This is a genomic window from Geomonas paludis (assembly GCF_014193585.1).
GTDB classification, from domain to species: Bacteria; Desulfobacterota; Desulfuromonadia; order Geobacterales; family Geobacteraceae; genus Geomonas; species Geomonas paludis.
The window spans coordinates 75,987-94,724 of the sequence record NZ_BLXY01000013.1 but is presented as its reverse complement, the minus strand read 5'-3'; the positions used below and the strand labels follow the sequence as shown (position 1 = coordinate 94,724).

Annotated in this window: 22 protein-coding genes, 1 tRNA gene and 1 pseudogene; 12 read left to right on the top strand and 12 right to left on the bottom strand. The window is 53.0% G+C overall.

The features are described 5' to 3' along the window. Both H7687_RS19170 and H7687_RS19165 read left to right on the top strand, forming a co-directional pair. Positions 1-102, top strand: a pseudogene (locus tag H7687_RS19170) (IS110 family transposase); the annotation flags it as partial. Positions 103-197: 95 nt separating this feature from the next. Further along, the gene (locus tag H7687_RS19165; protein ID WP_183350400.1) at positions 198-878 is read left to right on the top strand and encodes a cyclase family protein; all 681 of its coding nucleotides are present in this window, start codon (positions 198-200) and stop codon (positions 876-878) included. Positions 879-1,048: 170 nt separating this feature from the next. On the opposite strand, the gene H7687_RS19160 is transcribed toward H7687_RS19165, so the two are convergent. From H7687_RS19160 to H7687_RS19150, 3 genes are all read right to left on the bottom strand, one after another. After that, positions 1,049-1,516 (bottom strand): hypothetical protein, encoded by a 468-nt coding sequence (locus H7687_RS19160; protein ID WP_183350398.1) that lies wholly within the window; start codon positions 1,514-1,516, stop codon positions 1,049-1,051. 131 nt (positions 1,517-1,647) lie between these two features. Continuing rightward, positions 1,648-2,553 carry an RluA family pseudouridine synthase gene (locus H7687_RS19155; RefSeq protein WP_183350396.1) on the bottom strand — a complete coding sequence of 302 codons (906 nt, stop codon included), beginning with the start codon at positions 2,551-2,553 and terminating at the stop codon, positions 1,648-1,650. After that, positions 2,550-3,071: an NUDIX hydrolase gene (locus H7687_RS19150; protein WP_183350394.1), complete on the bottom strand. Its 522-nt coding sequence runs from the start codon at positions 3,069-3,071 to the stop codon at positions 2,550-2,552. The genes H7687_RS19155 and H7687_RS19150 overlap by 4 nt, the downstream gene beginning before the upstream one ends. A 182-nt stretch (positions 3,072-3,253) precedes the next feature. On the opposite strand from H7687_RS19150, the gene H7687_RS19145 reads away from it, so the two are divergent. Further along, positions 3,254-3,706, top strand: coding sequence for an FKBP-type peptidyl-prolyl cis-trans isomerase (locus tag H7687_RS19145; RefSeq protein ID WP_183350393.1), 453 nt, complete (start codon positions 3,254-3,256; stop codon positions 3,704-3,706). A gap of 87 nt (positions 3,707-3,793) precedes the next feature. Here H7687_RS19145 and H7687_RS19140 read toward each other — a convergent pair whose 3' ends face one another. Next, entirely contained in the window at positions 3,794-4,270 is a 477-nt protein-coding gene (locus H7687_RS19140) for a ferritin family protein (RefSeq protein ID WP_183350391.1), read from the bottom strand. A gap of 191 nt (positions 4,271-4,461) precedes the next feature. Here H7687_RS19140 and H7687_RS19135 point away from each other — a divergent pair, with 191 nt between their 5' ends. From H7687_RS19135 to H7687_RS19115, 5 genes are all read left to right on the top strand, one after another. Further along, positions 4,462-5,346 carry a complex I NDUFA9 subunit family protein gene (locus tag H7687_RS19135; protein ID WP_183350389.1) on the top strand — a complete coding sequence of 295 codons (885 nt, stop codon included), beginning with the start codon at positions 4,462-4,464 and terminating at the stop codon, positions 5,344-5,346. Positions 5,347-5,611: 265 nt separating this feature from the next. Beyond that, complete coding sequence (gene nikR, locus H7687_RS19130) at positions 5,612-6,031, top strand: nickel-responsive transcriptional regulator NikR (protein WP_012531991.1); 420 nt, start codon at positions 5,612-5,614, stop codon at positions 6,029-6,031. 73 nt (positions 6,032-6,104) lie between these two features. Next, positions 6,105-6,593 carry a tRNA adenosine(34) deaminase TadA gene (gene tadA / locus H7687_RS19125; protein ID WP_183350387.1) on the top strand — a complete coding sequence of 163 codons (489 nt, stop codon included), beginning with the start codon at positions 6,105-6,107 and terminating at the stop codon, positions 6,591-6,593. 89 nt (positions 6,594-6,682) lie between these two features. Next, positions 6,683-6,943 carry a hypothetical protein gene (locus H7687_RS19120; protein ID WP_183350385.1) on the top strand — a complete coding sequence of 87 codons (261 nt, stop codon included), beginning with the start codon at positions 6,683-6,685 and terminating at the stop codon, positions 6,941-6,943. Positions 6,944-7,035: 92 nt separating this feature from the next. Then, a tRNA-Ser gene (locus H7687_RS19115) sits at positions 7,036-7,123 on the top strand. A 21-nt stretch (positions 7,124-7,144) separates the two neighbouring features. Here the strand turns inward: H7687_RS19115 and H7687_RS19110 are convergent. The 5 genes from H7687_RS19110 to H7687_RS19090 form a co-directional block, all read right to left on the bottom strand. Next, the gene (locus tag H7687_RS19110; RefSeq protein WP_183350383.1) at positions 7,145-8,467 is read right to left on the bottom strand and encodes a site-specific integrase; all 1,323 of its coding nucleotides are present in this window, start codon (positions 8,465-8,467) and stop codon (positions 7,145-7,147) included. Positions 8,468-8,830: 363 nt separating this feature from the next. Beyond that, positions 8,831-9,292, bottom strand: a complete 462-nt coding sequence (locus tag H7687_RS19105; RefSeq protein WP_183350382.1) for a hypothetical protein — start codon at positions 9,290-9,292, stop codon at positions 8,831-8,833. Further along, the gene (locus H7687_RS19100; protein ID WP_183350380.1) at positions 9,273-9,767 is read right to left on the bottom strand and encodes a hypothetical protein; all 495 of its coding nucleotides are present in this window, start codon (positions 9,765-9,767) and stop codon (positions 9,273-9,275) included. The genes H7687_RS19105 and H7687_RS19100 overlap by 20 nt, the downstream gene beginning before the upstream one ends. Before the next feature lie 3 nt (positions 9,768-9,770). Next, positions 9,771-10,415, bottom strand: coding sequence for a hypothetical protein (locus H7687_RS19095; protein WP_183350378.1), 645 nt, complete (start codon positions 10,413-10,415; stop codon positions 9,771-9,773). Next, positions 10,408-10,761, bottom strand: a complete 354-nt coding sequence (locus H7687_RS19090; protein WP_183350376.1) for a site-specific integrase — start codon at positions 10,759-10,761, stop codon at positions 10,408-10,410. The genes H7687_RS19095 and H7687_RS19090 overlap by 8 nt, the downstream gene beginning before the upstream one ends. 1,602 nt (positions 10,762-12,363) lie before the next feature. Here H7687_RS19090 and H7687_RS19085 point away from each other — a divergent pair. The 4 genes from H7687_RS19085 to dbpB (H7687_RS19070) are packed head-to-tail and all read left to right on the top strand — an operon-like array spanning position 12,364 to position 16,795. Next, positions 12,364-13,302, top strand: coding sequence for a hypothetical protein (locus H7687_RS19085; protein ID WP_183350374.1), 939 nt, complete (start codon positions 12,364-12,366; stop codon positions 13,300-13,302). After that, positions 13,292-14,428 carry a DGQHR domain-containing protein DpdB gene (gene dbpB / locus H7687_RS19080; RefSeq protein ID WP_183350372.1) on the top strand — a complete coding sequence of 379 codons (1,137 nt, stop codon included), beginning with the start codon at positions 13,292-13,294 and terminating at the stop codon, positions 14,426-14,428. Before H7687_RS19085 ends, dbpB (H7687_RS19080) begins: the two co-directional genes overlap by 11 nt. Beyond that, complete coding sequence (gene dpdA, locus H7687_RS19075; protein ID WP_183350370.1) at positions 14,429-15,724, top strand: tRNA-guanine transglycosylase DpdA; 1,296 nt, start codon at positions 14,429-14,431, stop codon at positions 15,722-15,724. 3 nt (positions 15,725-15,727) lie between these two features. Then, positions 15,728-16,795 carry a DGQHR domain-containing protein DpdB gene (dbpB, locus tag H7687_RS19070; RefSeq protein WP_183350368.1) on the top strand — a complete coding sequence of 356 codons (1,068 nt, stop codon included), beginning with the start codon at positions 15,728-15,730 and terminating at the stop codon, positions 16,793-16,795. 33 nt (positions 16,796-16,828) lie between these two features. Here the strand turns inward: dbpB (H7687_RS19070) and folE2 are convergent, their stop codons facing one another. The 3 genes from folE2 to queC form a co-directional block, all read right to left on the bottom strand. Beyond that, positions 16,829-17,629 carry a GTP cyclohydrolase FolE2 gene (gene folE2 / locus H7687_RS19065; protein ID WP_183350366.1) on the bottom strand — a complete coding sequence of 267 codons (801 nt, stop codon included), beginning with the start codon at positions 17,627-17,629 and terminating at the stop codon, positions 16,829-16,831. Further along, positions 17,629-17,988: a 6-carboxytetrahydropterin synthase QueD gene (queD, locus tag H7687_RS19060; protein ID WP_183350364.1), complete on the bottom strand. Its 360-nt coding sequence runs from the start codon at positions 17,986-17,988 to the stop codon at positions 17,629-17,631. Before queD ends, folE2 begins: the two co-directional genes overlap by 1 nt. 65 nt (positions 17,989-18,053) lie before the next feature. Continuing rightward, a complete protein-coding gene (queC, locus tag H7687_RS19055; protein ID WP_183350362.1) occupies positions 18,054-18,722 on the bottom strand; it encodes a 7-cyano-7-deazaguanine synthase QueC in 669 nt (222 codons plus the stop codon). Positions 18,723-18,738 lie beyond the last annotated feature (16 nt).

The following is an 18,738-nucleotide window of genomic DNA, read 5'->3' as shown; positions in this document are numbered from 1 at the left end:
CACAAGGTGGCTATAACCGCTACGATGCGAAAGCTCCTGGTCATACTGAATGCAATGCTCAGAGATAACCAGCCTTGGAGCGATAGCCACGCTTTTGCTTGACAGAGAACACGGTTGCTTTGCGGCTTTGCGTGAGGCCGTCTTGGGTTATACTTGGCGGTGCCGCTTTCACATTAAGCTGTTTCGGGAGGTGCCCCATGAGAATCCACGACATCAGCGTAGCGCTGTCACCCGATCTTCCCTCCTACCCCGGGGACCCCACCGTTAGCGTAGAGCCCTGGCACCGCATCGCCAAGGGAGACGCCGCCAACCTTTCCCGCATCACGCTCGGCACCCACTCCGGCACCCACATCGATCCTCCCCGCCATTTCAACGATGCCGGCATCACCGTTGACGAGATCCCGCTCGACCTCCTCATCGGACAGGCACGGGTCGTAGAAATCCCCCGAGCCAAAAAGATCGGCCGCGACGAACTGGAGCCGCTGGAGTTGAAGGGAGTGGAACGGCTGCTGATCAAAACCGGCAACTCGGACTTTTGGGGGGATCGCGAATTTCATGACGATTTCGCCGCGCTGACGGCGGAGGGGGCGCACTACCTGCACCACTTGAAGATAAAGCTGGTGGCGATCGACTATCTTTCCGTGGAACCGATGGACGGGGACGGCGAGGTGCACAGGATTCTGCTCAACGGCGGCATCCCGGTCATCGAAGGAATCAACCTGGCCGGCGTTCCGGCGGGATATTACCAGTTGATCTGCCTGCCGTTGAAGCTGAAGGACGGGGACGGGGCGCCGGTCCGGGCGCTTTTGATCGACAATCCCGGCGCCGCGGCGGAGCAGCCGTTCGATCCGCACACGAGCAGGTGGCCCCTTTCGTAACGTTTTTCTTCGTCCCCCTCCCCTTGCGGGAGGGAGGTAGGGGGTGGGGGAACTGGCCATCACTTCCGGAAGTAGCATCTTCGTAACAGTAGCAAATAAACAAGGGGACCGGCTCATAGAGCCAGTCCCCTTTTCATTCGCGCCGGCCGGCCGAAGCCCGTACCGCGGTTTTACAGAGCCTTCTGCTTGTTGCAGCACCCCTTCTGGACCGGCTGGTCCGCGGGGGCCTGGTCCTGCTGCAGCTTCGCGCACTTCGCGCAACCCGCTGCGGGAGCAGCGTCGGCGCCTTTCAGCTTCTGGCATTTATCGCAAGCAGGCTGGACAGCTGCCCCCTTCGGGCACTTGTCGCAACCCGGCTGCTGTGCGGCGCCACCCTGCTTCGGGCAGTTCGCGCAAGGAGCAGCGGCGCCTTGATCGGCAGCAGCCGCTTTGGGGCAATTCGCGCAAGGAGCGGCACCCTGCTCGATGGCAGCCGCCTTGGGGCAGTTGGCGCAGGGAGCCTGCTGCTGCACCTGTTGCTGCATCTTGGCGCAGTTGCCGCAGCCCGGTTTAACCGCTTGCTCGTCGCCCCACACCGCCAGGGCTCCCGCTACCAGCAATACCACCGGGAACAGGGCAATCAACAATGTCTTCTTCATAGAACCCTCCGTAGTTACGTTTAGTGAAAAAACCTGTCTAACAGGGATAAAGGGGATAGAAGGGATAAGGCCTCAAGCTTTGGATTTTTCCTCTGTCTTTGCCGTTATCCCCTTCATCCCTTTTATCCCTGTTAATATGCTGTTGCCTCTCCGTCCGGCTGCTCGAATGCCCCTTCCGGCGCGGCCTCCAGGAACTCCGCATCGAGCGGCGCCACCGCCTCGATGATCTTGCCGCGCGGACCGGTGAAACGCATGGCCCGGCAATGCAGCATCATCCTGCTGGCGGGAATCCCGCCGTAGCTCTCGTCCCCGATGATGGGGAACCCGGAATGGGCCAGGTGCACGCGGATCTGGTGGGTGCGCCCGGTAAGCGGCTTCGCCTCGATGGCGGTCACCCCGCCCCCTTCGCCCAATACGTTGAAGACGGTGCGCGCCGGTTTCCCCCTGAGCGACACGCCGTAGCGGAACTTGCTGACCCGGTCCAGCGGCGCATCCACCTTCCAGCTCTGCTGATCCGGCGAACCGGACACCAGCGCCCAGTAAGTCTTCTGCACCTTCCCCTCTTTCAGGAGGTTGGAGATGAGCGTCGCTGCCTGCTTGTGCTTGGGAAAGAACATCACGCCGCTGGTGCCGCGGTCCAGACGGTGCACCACGCGGGACGGATCCCGCAGGCCGATGCTCTTCATGTAGCACTCGACCGCATACTCGACCGTCCCCTTCAACTGGTACGGCGTGCGCTGGCTGTTGACCCCGACCGCCTTGTACACGGCCAGGAAATCCTTGTCCTCGTAAAGGAGCTCGTGCTTCTGGTACACCAGGTCGATGCAGCGGTCCGCCTCCATCAGCCCCAGGGCGACCTCGTCCCCTTCCTTCACCTGCCGCGATGCCACCCGGACCAGCACCTGGTTGATGTTGCAGCCGCCCCAGTCGATGACCCTGCGGATCTCACCCTTGGAGAGTTGGGGGAACAGCAGCTTCGCCGCATCGTCCAGCCTGAGCCCCGCCTGCTCCGCGTCTATCCGTGCCGTCAGTATCATGCCAGGTGCCTCTGGGCACGCAAAAGCGCCACGATGGTCTTGCCGTCGGTGATGCTGCCGTTGGCCGCCATCGCCAAGGCCTGGTCAAACGGTATCTTCTGGCAGGATATTTCCTCGTAGGCTTCCGGTGCCGCCTCCCCCTGGGAAAGGCCGGTGGCGAGGTAGAGATGCACCACCTCGTCGAAGACACCGGGCGAGGGATGGATGACGCCCAGGGAAACGATCTTCTGCGCTACCAGTCCGGTTTCTTCCATCAGCTCGCGCGCGGCGCACAGTTGCGGGTCCTCACCGGGGGCGAGCCTGCCGGCCGGGACTTCCAGCAGGAAGTCCTCCACCGCGGGGCGCAGTTGCCGGATCAGCGTGACGCAGCCGTCGTCGTGCAGCGCGAGCACGCCGGCGCCGCCGGGATGGCGGACGACCTGGTAGGTGTACCACCCCTGGTCGCCGATGAGCACGTCCATCTGCTCGATGCCGACCACGAGGCCGTTGAAAAGCATTGCCCTGTTCTTCGTTTCCATGAATCCCCCAAGGGTAGATACATACCATTTCCGTGATGGATTTGACAAAAGATAAATTCGGCGGGAACGTGAACGGCGGCGCAAGGCGGGCGAGTAGACGACAGGGGGAATTAAACGGTGGATAATATTGCGGCCATCTGGTACCCTCTGAAGCTTATATCCAAACATGCGAGGTGAACAATATGGCACAAGCTAAAGACGGGGACCGCGTAAAGGTTCATTATACAGGGAGACTGGACGACGGCACCGTGTTCGACTCTTCCGAGTGCGGCGAAGACGATTGCGGCTGCGGGCACGGCCCGCTGGAATTCGTCATCGGCTCCGGCCAGGTCATTCCGGGCTTCGAGGCGGGGGTCAAAGGGCTTTCCGTCGGCGAATCCAAGACCATCCACATTCCCGTTGACGAAGCCTACGGTGAAAGGATGAACGAGATGGTGGCGGTGGTGCCGCGCGGCGACCTCCCCCCGGAGATGAACCCGGAAGTCGGGCAGCAGCTGGAAGTGACCCAGGAGGACGGGCAGATCTTCAACGTGATGGTGACCGAGGTCAACGACGCAACCATCACCATCGACGCCAACCACCCGCTGGCGGGCCAGGCGCTCAACTTCGACCTCAAGCTGGTGGAAATCCTCTAAGGAACCAGCTGATACGTCAGAAAATAAAAAATCCCCTCCCGCAAAGGAGGGGATTTTTTTATCCCCATGCGACCTGAAGAGGCCGGGCTAGTTCTCGGTCATGAAGTGCTGCTCGTACAGGTCTTCCAGCTCCTGGAGGTGGCGGGACTCGTCGGCCAGCATCTTCTTGAACAGCACCGCCATGGGAGCGCCTTCGCAGCCGCGGGACATCCGGTCGTAGAAGTCGATGGAACCTTTCTCGAGGTGGATGGCGTAGGCCATGGCGTCGCGGGCCGTGGAATCGGGGCGGAGCTCCTTCTTCGGCAGCACGTAATCGAGGTTCATGGTCGGCACCGGCTGGTGCAGCCCCTCTCCCCCTTTCATCTCCCCTTCAATCAGCGCCTTCTCCAACTGGTGCTTGTGCTCAAGCTCGTCGAAGGCGGCTTCCTTGATGATCTGACGGGCAGCCTTGTCTTTCACGATGCGGAGCGCGGCAAGATAAGCGCGGAATCCCTCGTTTTCCATCTGGGCGGCCATTTCGATCGCAGCTTCAAATGTGTAACAGACATCACCTTGCTCAGCCATGGCGGGTCTCCTCTAGTCTTTGTTGTGAAAGGCTTTTTAACACAAGATAGGCGCGAGCACAAGATTTTGTATACACATGGTTGCCTAAATGGAGATTCCAGCAACTCCTGCTACACTATCGGCTGTTGTTATAAGCCGGGAAGGGAACTTTTGGTACTCTGAGGAGCGGCAAAGATACGGCGGAGGCTTGTATGTTGATCTTTTTGGCTGGCGGCACCGGTTTCGTGGGGGGACATGTAAGAGAAGCGCTTCTGGCGCGCGGGCACAGCTTGAGGCTGCTGGTGCATCGCAGGAGCCTGGGGAGCACCGAGCCCGACGTCGAGGAAATTGTCGGTGACGTCACCAAGCCGGAAACGTTCGAGGAAGCCGTGCGCGGCTGCGATGCCACCATCAACCTGGTCGGGATCATCAGAGAGTTCCCGGGACGGGGAATCACCTTCCAGCGCCTGCACGTGGAGGGCACCGCGAGCATCCTGGCGGCAGCGAGAAAAGGCAACGTGCGGCGCCACCTGCAGATGTCGGCCCTGGGGACCCGCGCCGACAGCACCGCCCGTTACTTCAAGAGCAAATACCAGGCGGAAGAACTGGTGCGGCAGTCCGGCCTCGACTACACCATCTTCCGCCCCTCCATCGTCTTCGGGCCGAAGGACGAATTCATCAACATGCTGGCGGGCTACATGCGCACCTTCCCGGCCATGCCCGTCATCGGAGACGGAGAGTACCAGTTGCAGCCCATCTCCGCCGACGACGTCGCCCGCTGCTTTGCCGACGCCCTGGATAAACCCGAAACTATAGGTCAGCAGTATGAACTGTGCGGGCCCGACCGTTACAGCTACAACGAGTTGCTCGACGTCATCGGTCGCGTGCTCGGCAAGAGTCACGTCGCCAAGATAAAGAATCCGCTTTCGCTCATGCGGCTGGTAGTACCCTTCTTCGAGGGCTTTTCCTTCTTCCCCATCACATCGGACCAGATAGCCATGCTGGTGCAAGGCAACACCTGCGACGGCAGCTGGCGCAAGACCTTTCAGTTCGAGCCCGTCAACTTCGAGCCCGGCATCCGCAGCTACCTCAAATAGTCCAAAAGCTCTGCCACGCAAAGCCGCAAAGGCGCAAAGAGACCAACTTCATAAACAAACAGGGATAAAGGGGATAAAAGGGATACAACCAAATCGTGGTTGGCCATCCCCTTTATCCCTTTTATCCCTGTTAACCGTTTTAAGCCTTGCTTGGCGGCTTTGCGTGCGAGGGCTTGCCCACCGTAGCGCGTAGCGCGAAGGTGGGTTTTGACTCTCTTTTGTCTTTCACGTATAGTAAGGCACTTTTTTTCAAGGAGAGTCATGCATGGGCGAGACGGTTAGATTCGGCATTTCCATGGACGACCAGTTGCTGGAGAGCTTCGACCGGCTCATCGAGCAGAAGGGTTACGCCAATCGCTCGGAGGCGATCCGCGACCTGATCCGGGCCGCCCAAGTCGAGCTCGACTGGGAAGAAGGTGAAAAAGAAGGCGTCGGCACGGTGACCCTGGTTTACAACCACCACGTGCGCGACCTCTCGGACAAGCTCACCGAGCACCAGCACGCCCACCACGACCAGATCATATCCGCACTACACGTTCACCTCGATGCCCACAACTGCCTCGAAGTCCTGGTGGTCCGCGGCAAGGCCCGCGACGTGCGCCGCATCGCCGACGAGCTGATCGGCGTAAAAGGCGTCAAGCACGGCAAACTCGTCATGACCACCACCGGCGAGGGACTGCACTAGGATTGTCTCCCCTCGCCCACCGGGAGAGGGGCGGGGGTGAGGGACCTGCAGTGCTGCAACAAAAGAAGGAAGCATGATCAAAGACGACCACTACTGGATGGGCAAGGCCATCGACGAGGCCCAAAAGGCCGAAGCCATCGGCGAGGTACCGATCGGCGCCGTGATAGTGAAAGACGGAGCCGTCATCGCGCGGGGACACAACCTGCGTGAAAGCAAACAGGACCCTTCCGCCCATGCCGAAATGATCGCCATACGGAAGGCCGCGAAGAAGCTTGCCAGTTGGCGCCTTACCGGCGCTACCCTCTACGTCACCCTCGAGCCCTGCACTATGTGCATGGGAGCCATCATCCTCTCGCGCCTGGACCGCGTGGTCTTCGGCAGCTATGACCCCAAGGGGGGGGCTGCCGGATCCCTTTTCGACTTCTCCGATGACAAGAGACTGAACCACAGCGTCGTTCTCACCCCCGGCGTGCGCGGCGCGGAAACCTCCGGCATGCTCTCCGCTTTCTTCGTGAAGTTGCGTGCCCAGAAGAAGCAGGAGCGGTTGTCCTCCAACAGCTGAAAAAAAAGAGAAAAAAGCGCTAAACCTTTCTTCGCCCCGAGCCGAAAGTTTAAGACATCCAATCTCTTTTCCGGCTTTGAGAGGGGCCTATGCAAATTGAAGAAATCACCCCCAATTCCATCATGGCCACGCACCATGAGATCACCCGACTGGCGACCTATACGGAAGAACTGCTGCAGGGGACGATAGCGTCGGAAGACCATTCCCGCCACAAGCTCACCGCCGTGCTCAGGGTGTACAGCGAGCTGGGCCTGATCTGGCGCATTCTGTCGGAGATAGATACCAGGGGCGTTCTGACCAAGACACAGCGGCAATATCTGCAGGATTTCTATGCCGGACTTACCTACTGAAGCCAGGGCGCCACAACAGGGTTGAATTTCTCTTTGGAATAAGGTATATCTTTCTGCTCTGAGGAGTGCGCTCCTTTGACAACAGCATATCCGGAGAGATGTCCGAGTGGTCGATGGTGCCTGACTCGAAATCAGGTGTACCGAAAGGTACCTAGGGTTCGAATCCCTATCTCTCCGCCATTTTAATCACTGCTTAATCAGCTAGTTATGCAGTGCAAGCCCCTGGCTTTCACAAGGACTTTCACAAGAAAAGGCTTTGTAGGAGGACAGGGGCTTTCTTCTGTACTCGACGTAATCCCTGCCCATGTAGTTCCGGATATCCTCGGCGTCTTCTTCGATCCCTTCGAGATAATCTCCGTAAGTTTCGAAAATCATCTGCTTGTTAGCGTGCCCCATGAGGTTGACGAGGCGGAGCGGGTCTACCCCAGCGACGAGGCTCCACGCAGCAAAGCTGTGCCTAAGGCTGTAAGGTGGGCGATAAGCAACCCCGGCTTTTTCAAGGGCAGGTTTCCAGTAGCGCTCGATGAAGCCTTCTCTGAGATAGGGGCCACCGCTAGGCTCTGCGAAGGCCCATTTGCTCTCCCCCCTGGAAAGAACCTCATCAAGGATTTTCCGAATCCTTTTGGTGATTGTAATACTGCGGAATCTTGCGGTTTCCTTGAGGGAATCCTTTTCCACCTTCCGAACAATTGACTGCTCTAACTGGATTTTGTTGGGGCCGATATCGCTACGCCGAAGACCGGACACCTCACTATGGATCGTGCCAGTAAGAATCATGAATTCGACCATTGGGCGATACCAGAGGTCAATGTTTTCTAAAATCCGGGTCACTTCAGTGAATCGGAAGATCTGGCGCTTAGTCATCTTCTTCTTGGGGAGATTGTTTTCCATTTTGGCAAAAGGGTCAGGGAGGGTCCAGTGATATTTGTCGCATGCATCTTCGAAAAGCGCGCGAAGAACCGTAATGACATTTTTTGCCCTTGAACGGGACACAGTTTGTCCTTTGTTCTTTCCAATTTTGCAAGTCATCCCAGCCAGAAACTTTTTGACCTCGAATTTTGTGAGGTCGTAAAAGGTTATGTCTTTAAAATAGGGCTTAATGCTGGCATTCAAAATGGCGAGATAATCTCCCCGCTTTCCAACGTGATAAAGTGAAACGACCTCAGCCACCCAGCCTTCGATGTACTCACCGATGAATACGTCCTTAGGATCGGGTGAATAGTCGCGACCTTCGAGTTTTGCAAACGCTGCCTTTTCTGCTTCGCTTGCACCCGGAAAAGCCTCGCTGAAGACAAGCTTTCCGGCATTGCGTTTCCGTAACACCCCGTCAAGCCACTTCCGTACCTGCTCGCGGTTTTCTGGTGTATCACCGAGACCAGTGGACTTTTCGATCCGACGTCCGAGGTAGGTGAACAAGATGTATAACTTCTTCGATCCAGGCTTCCGAAGAATCGATCCCCCCTTTCCCTTCTCTGAGTTGTCAAAGACCAGTAGGGGCTGTTTTTTCGCGGGTTTTTGCCTCATTCATACCTCCTGAAGCTCGCTCCCACCAGCCAAAGTCCGCTTCGATCTTAGCATAATGCTATTCGTATTCCCAGTTTATCTGGGTTCCTACGACTGACTTCGAAGATTCCTTCCTCTCGTGCACCCGAGCATGCACCGGAGGCAACTCCACAGTACAACCTGCAAGCAGGTATTCAATCAGATCTGAGTTCCAGCAGATTCTGACAATTCTACCGTACTTAATGAAATGCTTCCCTTGGACAAGGATTCCCCGTTGCTTCCAGTCATATGCGGTAGCTCTGGAAATAGCCATTCTTTCAGCAAACATTTCTATTGTGATTAACTCAGTAAGAATCATGTCGGTATCTGCTGACTTGCGGCTTTTTACGGCCTAGCCAGAAACGAGGCGACGTGGTAAATGCACCTCTGAAGGTTTGCTGCCTCGGCAGGCGTGAAATAGACGGGTGGCTCTTGTGCCGGCGTCTCGGCATCGACCATCACGTTTAAACAGAGGTTTTCCGAACCCTGTGTCGCGATGGTGGCCCTAATATGGAGCCCACAGATCAAAAAGTCTCTGGCTCCCTTTTTAACCAAGCCACGTTCGAAAAAATCTAACAGCGTGATCAGATCGTTGCAGCCATTCTCATAGTATACAGTTCTTGCTATATCTCCCTGGTTGTTCTTGTACCTATCAATAGTTACGAACTCTCTATTGAAAAGCACCACACTTGCGTCCTTCTTAATAATCAAGTCGTGTCTACCGTCATTTTGTTCATACTCTACCGTTTTAGTCACTCTAGCTTTTTCTGTACTGTACAACACATGCTCAGAGACTGTATTCCGCATATATCCTCCTAACGTATTCTGCTGTAACCCTAATTTTACACACAGTATTTAGATAAACTGTTATATCTCTAAACGAAATGGACTTCTTACGTGCAGTATGAATTTCTCCAATGTGGGCTTTAACTTTATATTTAATACTGCTCTCTTTTCTTTTTTTAGGTACCTTCATTATTCTTTCTTCCAATATTTCTTCCGCAAGATCAGCATACTCCGCAGAGTTTTTTCTATTGGAGGCAGTGTGTTCTGAGTAATGGTAGTCTTTCAGTCCCATGATAAACCCGCAATAAATCAATGTTACCTTGCCAACCTCTGGGAACTCTGACTTGGCTTTGTAATTAAAATCGACGGCGGAGGCCATTGCCTTGCGTCTCGAGGCATCAGGCAGGTTGGCGGCGTACTTCAAGAGCCTTTTACGTTGAGCTTCATCTGTGTTGGTGATCTTGTCGATCAGGGCTTGAACTGGATCATGTTGCACCTCTTACCTCCTCGTGGCATAAAATGTCTTAGCGACCTCGGCTCTATGGTGGGAGCAACGCCTGGAAAGTTCAGCCAGTGCTGACGATTGGGTCATGCCGGCCAGAAATGCATTTTCCAAGAAGTTATAGGCGAAGGCATGCTTTAAACCATGGGTACCCCTGGCGCGGCGATGTTGTCCTGTCACCTTGGCAGCCCTTTCAACAGCTTTCAGGTAGCCTCTGTAATCTCCGCTTAGATGTCCAAAGTATTCAATGAAGCACTCCAACTTTCGATATGTTGCTGGGGTAATGTAATGCTCCCCACAAAATCCGCCCTTCTCTACTGTGACGATCACTCCGACGAGCCTGCCATCCTTGAAGTAAGGATCTTCCTGGATTCCACACAGGTTTTCGTGGGTCAGGGCAGACTTCGAGTATTCAGACTGCGCAAATCCGACGCCCTCCGCTCGCGCACCACCTTCGTACTGAATCCTGGCCGCAAGAGAGAAAGCCGGGTCTTTAATCGCCTGTAACAACCGTTCGGGATCTTCATAGCCTCGTCCATGGCCACCCCAAGGGTTTCTACCTTTGACCCTGTTTCTCAATGCAGCCTTTACTTCAGCACTGCCATCCAAAAAGATGGAACTGTCGCGATAGGTGTTACACATGACCGCCTCCTTTTCTTTCACGAAGTGCGTACAAGGCCTGCTCCAGTTTGATTATTGCTGACCTGTACTGCGCGATTGTTAAAGGGGCAAGGCCTTTCCTGACTTGCACAAGAAACCATGAGTTAACATCATTCGCGTTTAACTCATCGATGCTAGTAAGCCCCCTGCGTTCTTTGGCGAATTTGACTATGCTGTGCCACACTCGCAAGTACGCCTTGCGAGTGTTGTCAGAATGAATGACCGTATCCTTCTTTCCTGCCAACTTCATTCCGTGGCGTTTTATTCCAATGCCCTTGGCACAAGCCTGGTACAGACCTTCAACCTGTGCATGTAACGACCGTCTCATTTTCTGCCTCCCTTCTGCCCGGCATTAAAGCCCTGATGGCCCTTTCCCATTCAACCCAAACTTCTCGTCTCCTTCATTTGAATTTCCAAGGCATACCTTGGTGGTCTGTTTAACAATAGCCACACTCTCATTCGAGACGGCAGGCATCTCCGTCCTACATGCCAGCGCACTGGCGTGGAATACAGCTCAGAGGAAGGCATTTCGCTCATCCCCGCTGCGGTCCTGCCGCAAGGGCCTGCTCATCAGACCTCATTTGCGACGGTTCACTCTGTCAGCTTATGCTGACCAGACTATGAAACAAGAATTCGTTCGCACATGGTCCATTTTGTACAGGCCAGCAAGGCCTTCTCTGCCCTTTTCCCGCGCTAAATGAGCCTGCCACCTCAACAGCACCTGGCTTCTCTCTTTCTTACACTTTGACAGAGTTAAATAGTAAACACCTGAAAACAAAGAAAATAGCATGACGCTGCGGACAACAATCGCCAGCAACGTATAATTATTAAGTAATAATATTAATAATGGTCAATTGAGGACTAGATTGAGGAGGTGCAAGCGATGAAATGGCCAGACAATTGGTCGTCAAGCATGAGCGCGGGGCAATGGAAGCAGCACTTACCCGAGAATCACCCGTTGCGGCCTCCTTCCTCAGGGGGACGGATAGTTTGTTCGCTTCAGCGCAATGAATCGATCACGCGATGTCAATTTGAGAGGCCTGATTAGGGTCTTTCCCCGTGGCACTTTTTATCTGTTTATGTTTTTCGTGGAAGGCAGAGAAGATAATAGTTAACTGCCAGATATTATTTGATATCCCCATTTTTGTTCAGGGACGTGGTTGCACCCCATAGTTGTCTGCGAGTTGTCTATATGTTGTCGTATTTTGCCTCAGGCCCACAGGTTGAACGTTCAACCGTTCAATCTGTGGGGGCACAAATGGCCAGTGAATGATGGGACCAATTCTGGCTTCATTACGTGTCTTTCGTTCGGGTCTCTTGCCTCTCCTCGAGTTTCCTGCCTTTTTCATGTGTTACCCAACAAGTCAACCGATGGGGCAATGTAGTCGATGGAACTATTGGAGATGAACATTGCCTTTGCTCCGCCTCCGCCATCTGCTCCCGCAGTTTCCCAGTGTAAGAGATTCCTGCTGCAACCATCCAGGACGGTGCTTGGGTAAGTTGCTTTACATGTGTGATGCCTTGCATTTTCGTGGCGTATCTCATAAGGCGGTGCCCCCCTACGTACGATGCTCGACTGTTATCCGGATGGATCCTCGTCTCCGGTTTGCAGGTTTGCTTTCGCTTATGCCAAAGGAACTCCCCTGATCGCTAAGGGGAAAACCAGGCAACCGATGGGGATGGGAAATTCCATTGGCGCCCCCTCTCCAAGCAGGGAAATCGCCATAGCAGTCGATATTTCGAAGGCTTTGCCTTGGCAGGGGGGGGGGACAGGGAGCAAGCGGCGCAGGCTACTTTGCCAAAAAGTTTCTGCATTAATCGCGACAAGGCAATGAAAATTTTTTCGGGTTTTTATGCATTTTTTGTGTTAAAAGAAAACGCCAGTTCTGTGCACTTTTCTTAGTGGCCCCGTTGACAGGAAGAGACATTAATGCGAAAGGCTGTAATCACAACTTGTACAGGTAGAAAAAAAGTAATGCCGGTTTTGCACTCTGCCAACCTTCCAGTAGGAGATCAGGCTTCGCTTCTTAATGCATGGGTTTCATTAGTTAAAACCGCTCCAACAAAGCATGTAGCTAAAGACATCTACTGCGGTCGCGGATTTTCTGAGGCCTTGACTGCCTCGGCAAAAAACGACGCGGACCTGTGGGTGATATCTGCCGGTTTAGGCCTCATTTCCGGCAACCACCAAATCCCCTCCTACAATCTTACGATTTCAACTTCATCACCAGAGTCAATCCAATTGAAGGTTGTCCCGCGGGGCACATTCGCCGCGCGCCGATGGTGGCGTGACCTTAATGAGACACTATACGCAACCCATACTCCACTTGCTGATCTCATCAGAAAAAAAAAGGACTACCTCTTTATTCTTTCTCTTAACTATTCATATGCCGAGATGGTTGAAGATGATCTTTTGTCCCTCTCATCAGACGACTTAGGTAGACTTCGAATCACAGGACTTGGACAGAATAACTCCATGCACGACCGCCTGAAGGCGATTTGCATGCCTTATGATGAAAGATTCGACGGTCCCAACAGTCCAGGCAAAGGAACAAGATCCGATTTCCCTCAACGGACTGCCCGGCATTTCATCGAAAATATTCTGATAAACGCTGAAGCGGATGGTGCGACCCGCCATGCAGCGAAGGTCGCCAAATTCCTGGTGGGAAAAGAGTATCCTGCCAAGGTAAAGCGAAACACGAAGACCGACGACGAGATTAAAGAGATCCTGCGTGCCAGATGGTTTGATGCCGGTGGAACCTCTGCGCGAATGCTTAGGATGTTGCGGGATGACATGAAGGTGGCATGCGAGCAAAAGCGATTTAGTCAACTCTTCAAAAGCGTAAAGGCGGAAAAAAATGGCCCCTAATAGGGATATGCTCATTGTCCGGGCACTGAGAACCGTTCAGGCACGGGAAACTGAAGTTTTTATGTTTTTTTGTCCAGGCGAAGATGTTTTGAAAATTGCAGACATAAGTCGGATATGTCGTGATGAGTCTGAGAAACTTGAAGGGTTCCAACGTAAAGAAATAAAAAATCATGTAAATGGCATTGTTGAGTACCTTGACAAGGGACACGTGCTGTTTCCCAATGCGATAATCCTTGCCTTCTCAAAAGAAATAGAGTTCAAGCAGGCTAGGGGGAAAAATCCGGACGGTGTCACTGACATAGCAGATATTGGAACGCTCATAGTTCCGATACGCGCTGAGGGCCACCGTGCAGCATGGATCGTCGATGGCCAGCAGCGATCCATTGCGCTCACAAAAAGTAAAAGTAGTGGAATTCCAGTTCCAGTGGTTGCGTTCATTGCCCCTGACCTGGAAACGCAAAGATCTCAATTCATCTTGGTCAACAAAGCAAAACCCCTCCCAACTCGCCTGATAAACGAACTGTTGCCGGAGGTTGATACTCATTTACCTAAAGACCTGTCTGTAAAAAAAATTCCAAGCGAACTATGCAATCTCCTAAATGCTGATCCTGGATCGCCATTTTATCGTCTTATTGAAAGAGAATCTCTGAAAACCCCTGAGGCGCACTCCGATGGAATTGTTAACGACACTGCAGTCATCGAAGTCATTAAGAAAAGCCTCGGTACACCACTGGGTGCGCTTGCACAGTATAAAGCATGGGGCAGTGATTCAGCTGATACTACCGGAATGTATCAGACACTTGTAATTTTTTGGAGGGCAGTGAAGGAAGTGTTTCCTGACGCTTGGGGGGTCCCCCCTGCACAAAGCAGGCTGATGCATGGTGCAGGGATCAAAGCGATGGGTGTTCTTATGGATAAAATTATGGGCCGCATTACAGTTCGCAGCGACAGCAGCCAGGAGATCAAGGCTGCGCTTCAGGCGATTGCCCCTAATTGTGCATGGACAAAAGGAACATGGGAAGGGCTAGGAATGAGGTGGAATGAGATCCAAAACGTTACAAGCCACATAAAAATTTTATCCGACTATCTCGTAAAACTCGATTGTAACGCAAGGAAAACACCATAGATGAAATTCATTTTTGCAGACTGCCTAGATTACGTCGACCCTAACTACGATTTTATTAACGACAGGAGTGCGGCAGATCGTCAACCTTACTGGCACGACAAATTTCCACATGAAATGCTGGAGGATACCCCATACGACGGCATGCTGGTTTCCCGGGCTATCGTCGAAGATAAATACACTGACTCACAATCAATGCGCTTCAGGCGGGTCGGAGCACGAGAGTTTCTGCGTTTCAACCGACCGCAGGACAAGGGGAAATGGGTTTTCGGAGACTGCGGTGCGTTTCAATACGCTAAACTGGAGACCCCTCCATACTCCCCAACAAACATGGCAGAGTTCTACAGCGACGGACGTTTCACACACGGATGCTCAGTCGACCATATCATATTCGATTTTTACCCTGACCTTAAGGACGATTCTCCCCCCCAGAACGCAGAGGCAGAGAAGTACTGCCGATACCGGTACGACCTCACCCTGGCAAACGCCGAGGCGTTCCTGGCAGAAAGTAAACATATCGACAACTTCACCCCTCTCGGAGTTGTTCAGGGTTGGTCCCCTGGGAGCATGGCAACCGCAGCGTCCGAACTGCTAAAGATGGGGTACAAGTACCTCGCGATCGGAGGCCTTGTCCCGCTCAAAGCTGAAGATATCCAGAAAACGCTCGACATCATCTTCGACAAGATCTCTTACCAACCCAACGCCAGCATCCACCTGCTCGGTTTCGAGAAGGCGAACCTGCTGGATGGGTTTATCGGCAGATACCCAATCACGAGCATCGACACTACAAGCCCGTTAACTAAGGCCTTTAAAGACGACAAGAAAAATTTTTACCTAGATAATGGTTGTGGCGGTATCACCTACTACACCGCCATACGGATCCCCCAAGCGATGGAGAACCTCTCTTTTAAGAGAGCTGTCCAATCAGGACTTCTAAAGCAGGAAACCATAACAGAGGTCGAGACAAGAGCACTTAATTCACTGAGGCAGTATGACAAGAAGCAAGTCTCGCTGGATACGGCGCTGGAAGACATCATGGAATATACACGGCTTTTTTTCTCAGCGAAGAACGCCGTGAAGAAGACCTCAGCCGAGACTATAAAGAAGAACCTGAATAACCTGGCGGAGGAATACCATCGCACGCTACTGGAACGTCCTTGGAAACAGTGCGACTGCGCCATTTGTAAGAAAGCCTCCGTCGAGGTAATCATCTTCAGAGCCAGCAACCGCAACAAACGACGTGGCATCCACAACATCAAAGTCTTTTATGATCACCTGAGAGAGAAGAGAGGATTTTAGAGAATGCAGCATTTCACCTACAATGCAATCACCCCCAAGCAGAGTTCGGTCTCCTCGGTTTTTGCCTTTTCCGCTCCGGTTCATGACATCTTCCGGTTCGCTACCATAGATCGTATTGGTCGTGACGTGGAGGGGCATCTGCATGGGTTTCAGCGTCCCCAAGTGGCTACCCATATACGAGAGATTTGCGACTATTTGGCGAAGGAAGATGCCATCCTCCCCAACGCAATCGTTGTCGCCTTCACAAGCGGCGTCGGCGTTTCGCCATCAAAGATTGACGGGGTATCCAAACTGACAATCACGGTGAATGATGAGCCTCACGGCTTGGTTGTCGATGGGCAGCAACGCCTCAGTGCCCTATCGCAGATACCGAACAAGGACTTTGAAGTATTGGTATCTTGTATCGTATGCCCATCTGAGGATGAGTTACGTCGTCAGTTCATCCTAATCAACAACACTAAGCCTTTGCCCAAGAGCCTGATTTACGAGCTTCTTCCGACGGTGGACGGACTCCCGCCTCGCCTCTCTTCACGTTCCACAGCCTCCACCCTGACTGAAAGACTCAACTTCGATGAAAACTCTTTCATCCAAAACAAGATAAAGATGCATACCAACCCGGACGGCATTATCCAGGATACTATCATCCAGCGAGTTGCAATAAATTCTTTGGAAAACGGTGCCCTGCGGGAAGTCGTGAACCAGCAGGACGGGATGGAAATCTCCTTTCAGTTGCTGAGTGACTTCTACCAAGCGGTAGCAGAGACTTTCCCTGAGGCGTGGTTTCGCCAGACCCCACGCTCCTCACGATTGGTGCACGGCGCCGGTATTATTGCAATGGGATACGTTATGGAATATCTCTACTTCTCAATGGATGCACGAAGTGTTGAAGATTTCAAAGCCGGCTTGCGCCTCTTGGAGGGGAAAACTGCGTGGACCAATGGAGAGTGGGACTTCGGAGACAGAAAAGCGAAGTGGAACGAGTTACAGAACCTCAATCGCGATTGGATGGCGCTTAGCAATTACCTCGTGACCGCCATCAAGAAAGCATTGCGGGAACTGCAGGCTGCTTAGACAAAAGGGAGGGTAAAACCTCCCTTTTTTTGGTCAATTACGTCGCCACTCAATTTTGGCAAATGCACTATGATTATGGATACTTTCATGATTCACAGTCTTTACCTGGAACCAAAGTACACGTTTATCTGCAATTAGCTTTTCAGCCACTCCGCGGACAATATCTTCTGCAAAGACTGGATTTTCATAAGCCATTTCAGTCACAGCCTTCTCGTCTGGTCGTTTCAAGAGAGCATAGACAGGCGCTGAAGCTGAAGACTCCGCAAAATCGATCAACTCCTCGATCCAGATAATTTCCGGATAACCATCCTCCCTGGAACAACTGCGTACTGATATTGACACGTAACTGCGCTGATTGTGGGCTCCGTACTCACTGATCTCTTTAGAGCAGGGGCATAGTGACGTAACAGGCACCTTCACACCTAAAACGAAATCATCTTCAACCGGTGAAGATTCACCAACAAAGGTGCAGTCATATTCCATAAGAGCTCTGGCCCGACTGACAGGAGCCTCTTTTTCGACGAAATAGGGGAAGGAGATCTCCACACGGGCAGAATCAGCATTTAACCCTTTTTTCAGGTCTCTCAAGAGAAGCGGCAACGTCTTCATTGTCACCTCTCCACTATGCTCGTTGAGCACCTCAATAAAGCGACTCATGTGAGTACCTTTAAAGTGGTGCGGTAGGCTTACGGTCATGGAAAGGTTCGCAACCGTTTGCTGCTTCCCGCTCTTGGCCTTGGGATCCATGACCGTTATGGGGTAACGCAGGTCGCTGACCCCAACCTGGTCGATGGGGAGGTTCCGCTGGTCTAAACGGCTTTGCACGTCTACCATCAGTGCTCTTCCGCAAAACTACAACCGCTTGTGCACGTTTCGGAGACGTCGATGCGAACGAGTTGAGGGAGGGATGGCTTGAGTCGTGTCCAGATCCAGCGGGCTAGAACTTCGCTAGTGGGATTTTCAAGGCCGTCAATCTCGTTCAAGTACCAGTGATCTAATTGATCAAGGATCGGCTTGAAGGCTATTTTAATTTCCCCGAAATCCATGACCCACCCCATATCGTCGAGAACGGGTCCCTTGACGGTTATCCGTACTCGATACGAGTGACCATGCAGCCTGCGGCATTTATGCGCTTCTGGGACATTTGGTAAAAAATGTGCCGCCTCGAACGTGAAGTCTTTGAAGATTTCCATTTCGCCTCATTAGGTAAAACAATAGCTAACGCTTATTCTCTAAATGACTGCCCATCCAGACCATTTTATACAGCATACTTGATGGGATCGGTAACGCCTAGTTCCGCGAAAGCCTCCAATCGCTCCACACAACTACCGCATTTCCCACACGAAAGGAGCTGATCCTTATAACATGTTCGAGTCATTTCATAAGGGACACGAACCGTAGGCAAAGCCATCCCCATACGAAGTATTTCCCCTTTAGTGTAGTACAAGAACGGAGCATCCACCCGGACTTTGCCGTCCGTCGCCAGCATGACCGATGTGTTAAGGGAAGAGACGAAGGCGGGTCGACAGTCGGGATAGATATGGTGGTCTCCCCCATGGACACCCAGACTTATGACTTCAGCATCTATACTATCCGCATAACCGGCGACAATGGAGGCGAATATCAGGTTCCTGGCCGGGACAACGGTTGCAGCCATGCTCTGATCGGTGTAATGGCCTTCCGGCACAGCGCTTCCCGACAAAAGAAGATCAGACCTGAAGAGTTCTCTGATGAATTTCAGGTCAAGCAGAACAGGCGCGGAGAGGCCAAAGTGCCGGGCCACCGCAATACATGCCTCGTTCTCGTAGCGATTGTGCTTCGCCCCGTAGTTAAAAGTAACCGGTATGACCTCGTATCCCTTGTCCAAGTAATAGCCGCATAGAGTGGAACTGTCCAGACCGCCGCTTAATGCCAGCACTACTTTCATTGCAACTCCTTATCAT

Bases quoted from the DNA above. Each gene is read 5' to 3' on its own strand.
- H7687_RS19165 (WP_183350400.1), top strand. From the start codon at position 198: ATGAGAATCCACGACATCAGCGTAGCGCTGTCACCCGATCTTCCCTCC.
- H7687_RS19160 (WP_183350398.1), bottom strand. From the start codon at position 1,516: ATGAAGAAGACATTGTTGATTGCCCTGTTCCCGGTGGTATTGCTGGTA.
- H7687_RS19155 (WP_183350396.1), bottom strand. From the start codon at position 2,553: ATGATACTGACGGCACGGATAGACGCGGAGCAGGCGGGGCTCAGGCTG.
- H7687_RS19150 (WP_183350394.1), bottom strand. From the start codon at position 3,071: ATGGAAACGAAGAACAGGGCAATGCTTTTCAACGGCCTCGTGGTCGGC.
- H7687_RS19145 (WP_183350393.1), top strand. From the start codon at position 3,254: ATGGCACAAGCTAAAGACGGGGACCGCGTAAAGGTTCATTATACAGGG.
- H7687_RS19140 (WP_183350391.1), bottom strand. From the start codon at position 4,270: ATGGCTGAGCAAGGTGATGTCTGTTACACATTTGAAGCTGCGATCGAA.
- H7687_RS19135 (WP_183350389.1), top strand. From the start codon at position 4,462: ATGTTGATCTTTTTGGCTGGCGGCACCGGTTTCGTGGGGGGACATGTA.
- nikR (WP_012531991.1), top strand. From the start codon at position 5,612: ATGGGCGAGACGGTTAGATTCGGCATTTCCATGGACGACCAGTTGCTG.
- tadA (WP_183350387.1), top strand. From the start codon at position 6,105: ATGATCAAAGACGACCACTACTGGATGGGCAAGGCCATCGACGAGGCC.
- H7687_RS19120 (WP_183350385.1), top strand. From the start codon at position 6,683: ATGCAAATTGAAGAAATCACCCCCAATTCCATCATGGCCACGCACCAT.
- H7687_RS19110 (WP_183350383.1), bottom strand. From the start codon at position 8,467: ATGAGGCAAAAACCCGCGAAAAAACAGCCCCTACTGGTCTTTGACAAC.
- H7687_RS19105 (WP_183350382.1), bottom strand. From the start codon at position 9,292: ATGCGGAATACAGTCTCTGAGCATGTGTTGTACAGTACAGAAAAAGCT.
- H7687_RS19095 (WP_183350378.1), bottom strand. From the start codon at position 10,415: ATGTGTAACACCTATCGCGACAGTTCCATCTTTTTGGATGGCAGTGCT.
- H7687_RS19090 (WP_183350376.1), bottom strand. From the start codon at position 10,761: ATGAGACGGTCGTTACATGCACAGGTTGAAGGTCTGTACCAGGCTTGT.
- H7687_RS19085 (WP_183350374.1), top strand. From the start codon at position 12,364: ATGCGAAAGGCTGTAATCACAACTTGTACAGGTAGAAAAAAAGTAATG.
- dbpB (WP_183350372.1), top strand. From the start codon at position 13,292: ATGGCCCCTAATAGGGATATGCTCATTGTCCGGGCACTGAGAACCGTT.
- dpdA (WP_183350370.1), top strand. From the start codon at position 14,429: ATGAAATTCATTTTTGCAGACTGCCTAGATTACGTCGACCCTAACTAC.
- dbpB (WP_183350368.1), top strand. From the start codon at position 15,728: ATGCAGCATTTCACCTACAATGCAATCACCCCCAAGCAGAGTTCGGTC.
- folE2 (WP_183350366.1), bottom strand. From the start codon at position 17,629: ATGGTAGACGTGCAAAGCCGTTTAGACCAGCGGAACCTCCCCATCGAC.
- queD (WP_183350364.1), bottom strand. From the start codon at position 17,988: ATGGAAATCTTCAAAGACTTCACGTTCGAGGCGGCACATTTTTTACCA.
- queC (WP_183350362.1), bottom strand. From the start codon at position 18,722: ATGAAAGTAGTGCTGGCATTAAGCGGCGGTCTGGACAGTTCCACTCTA.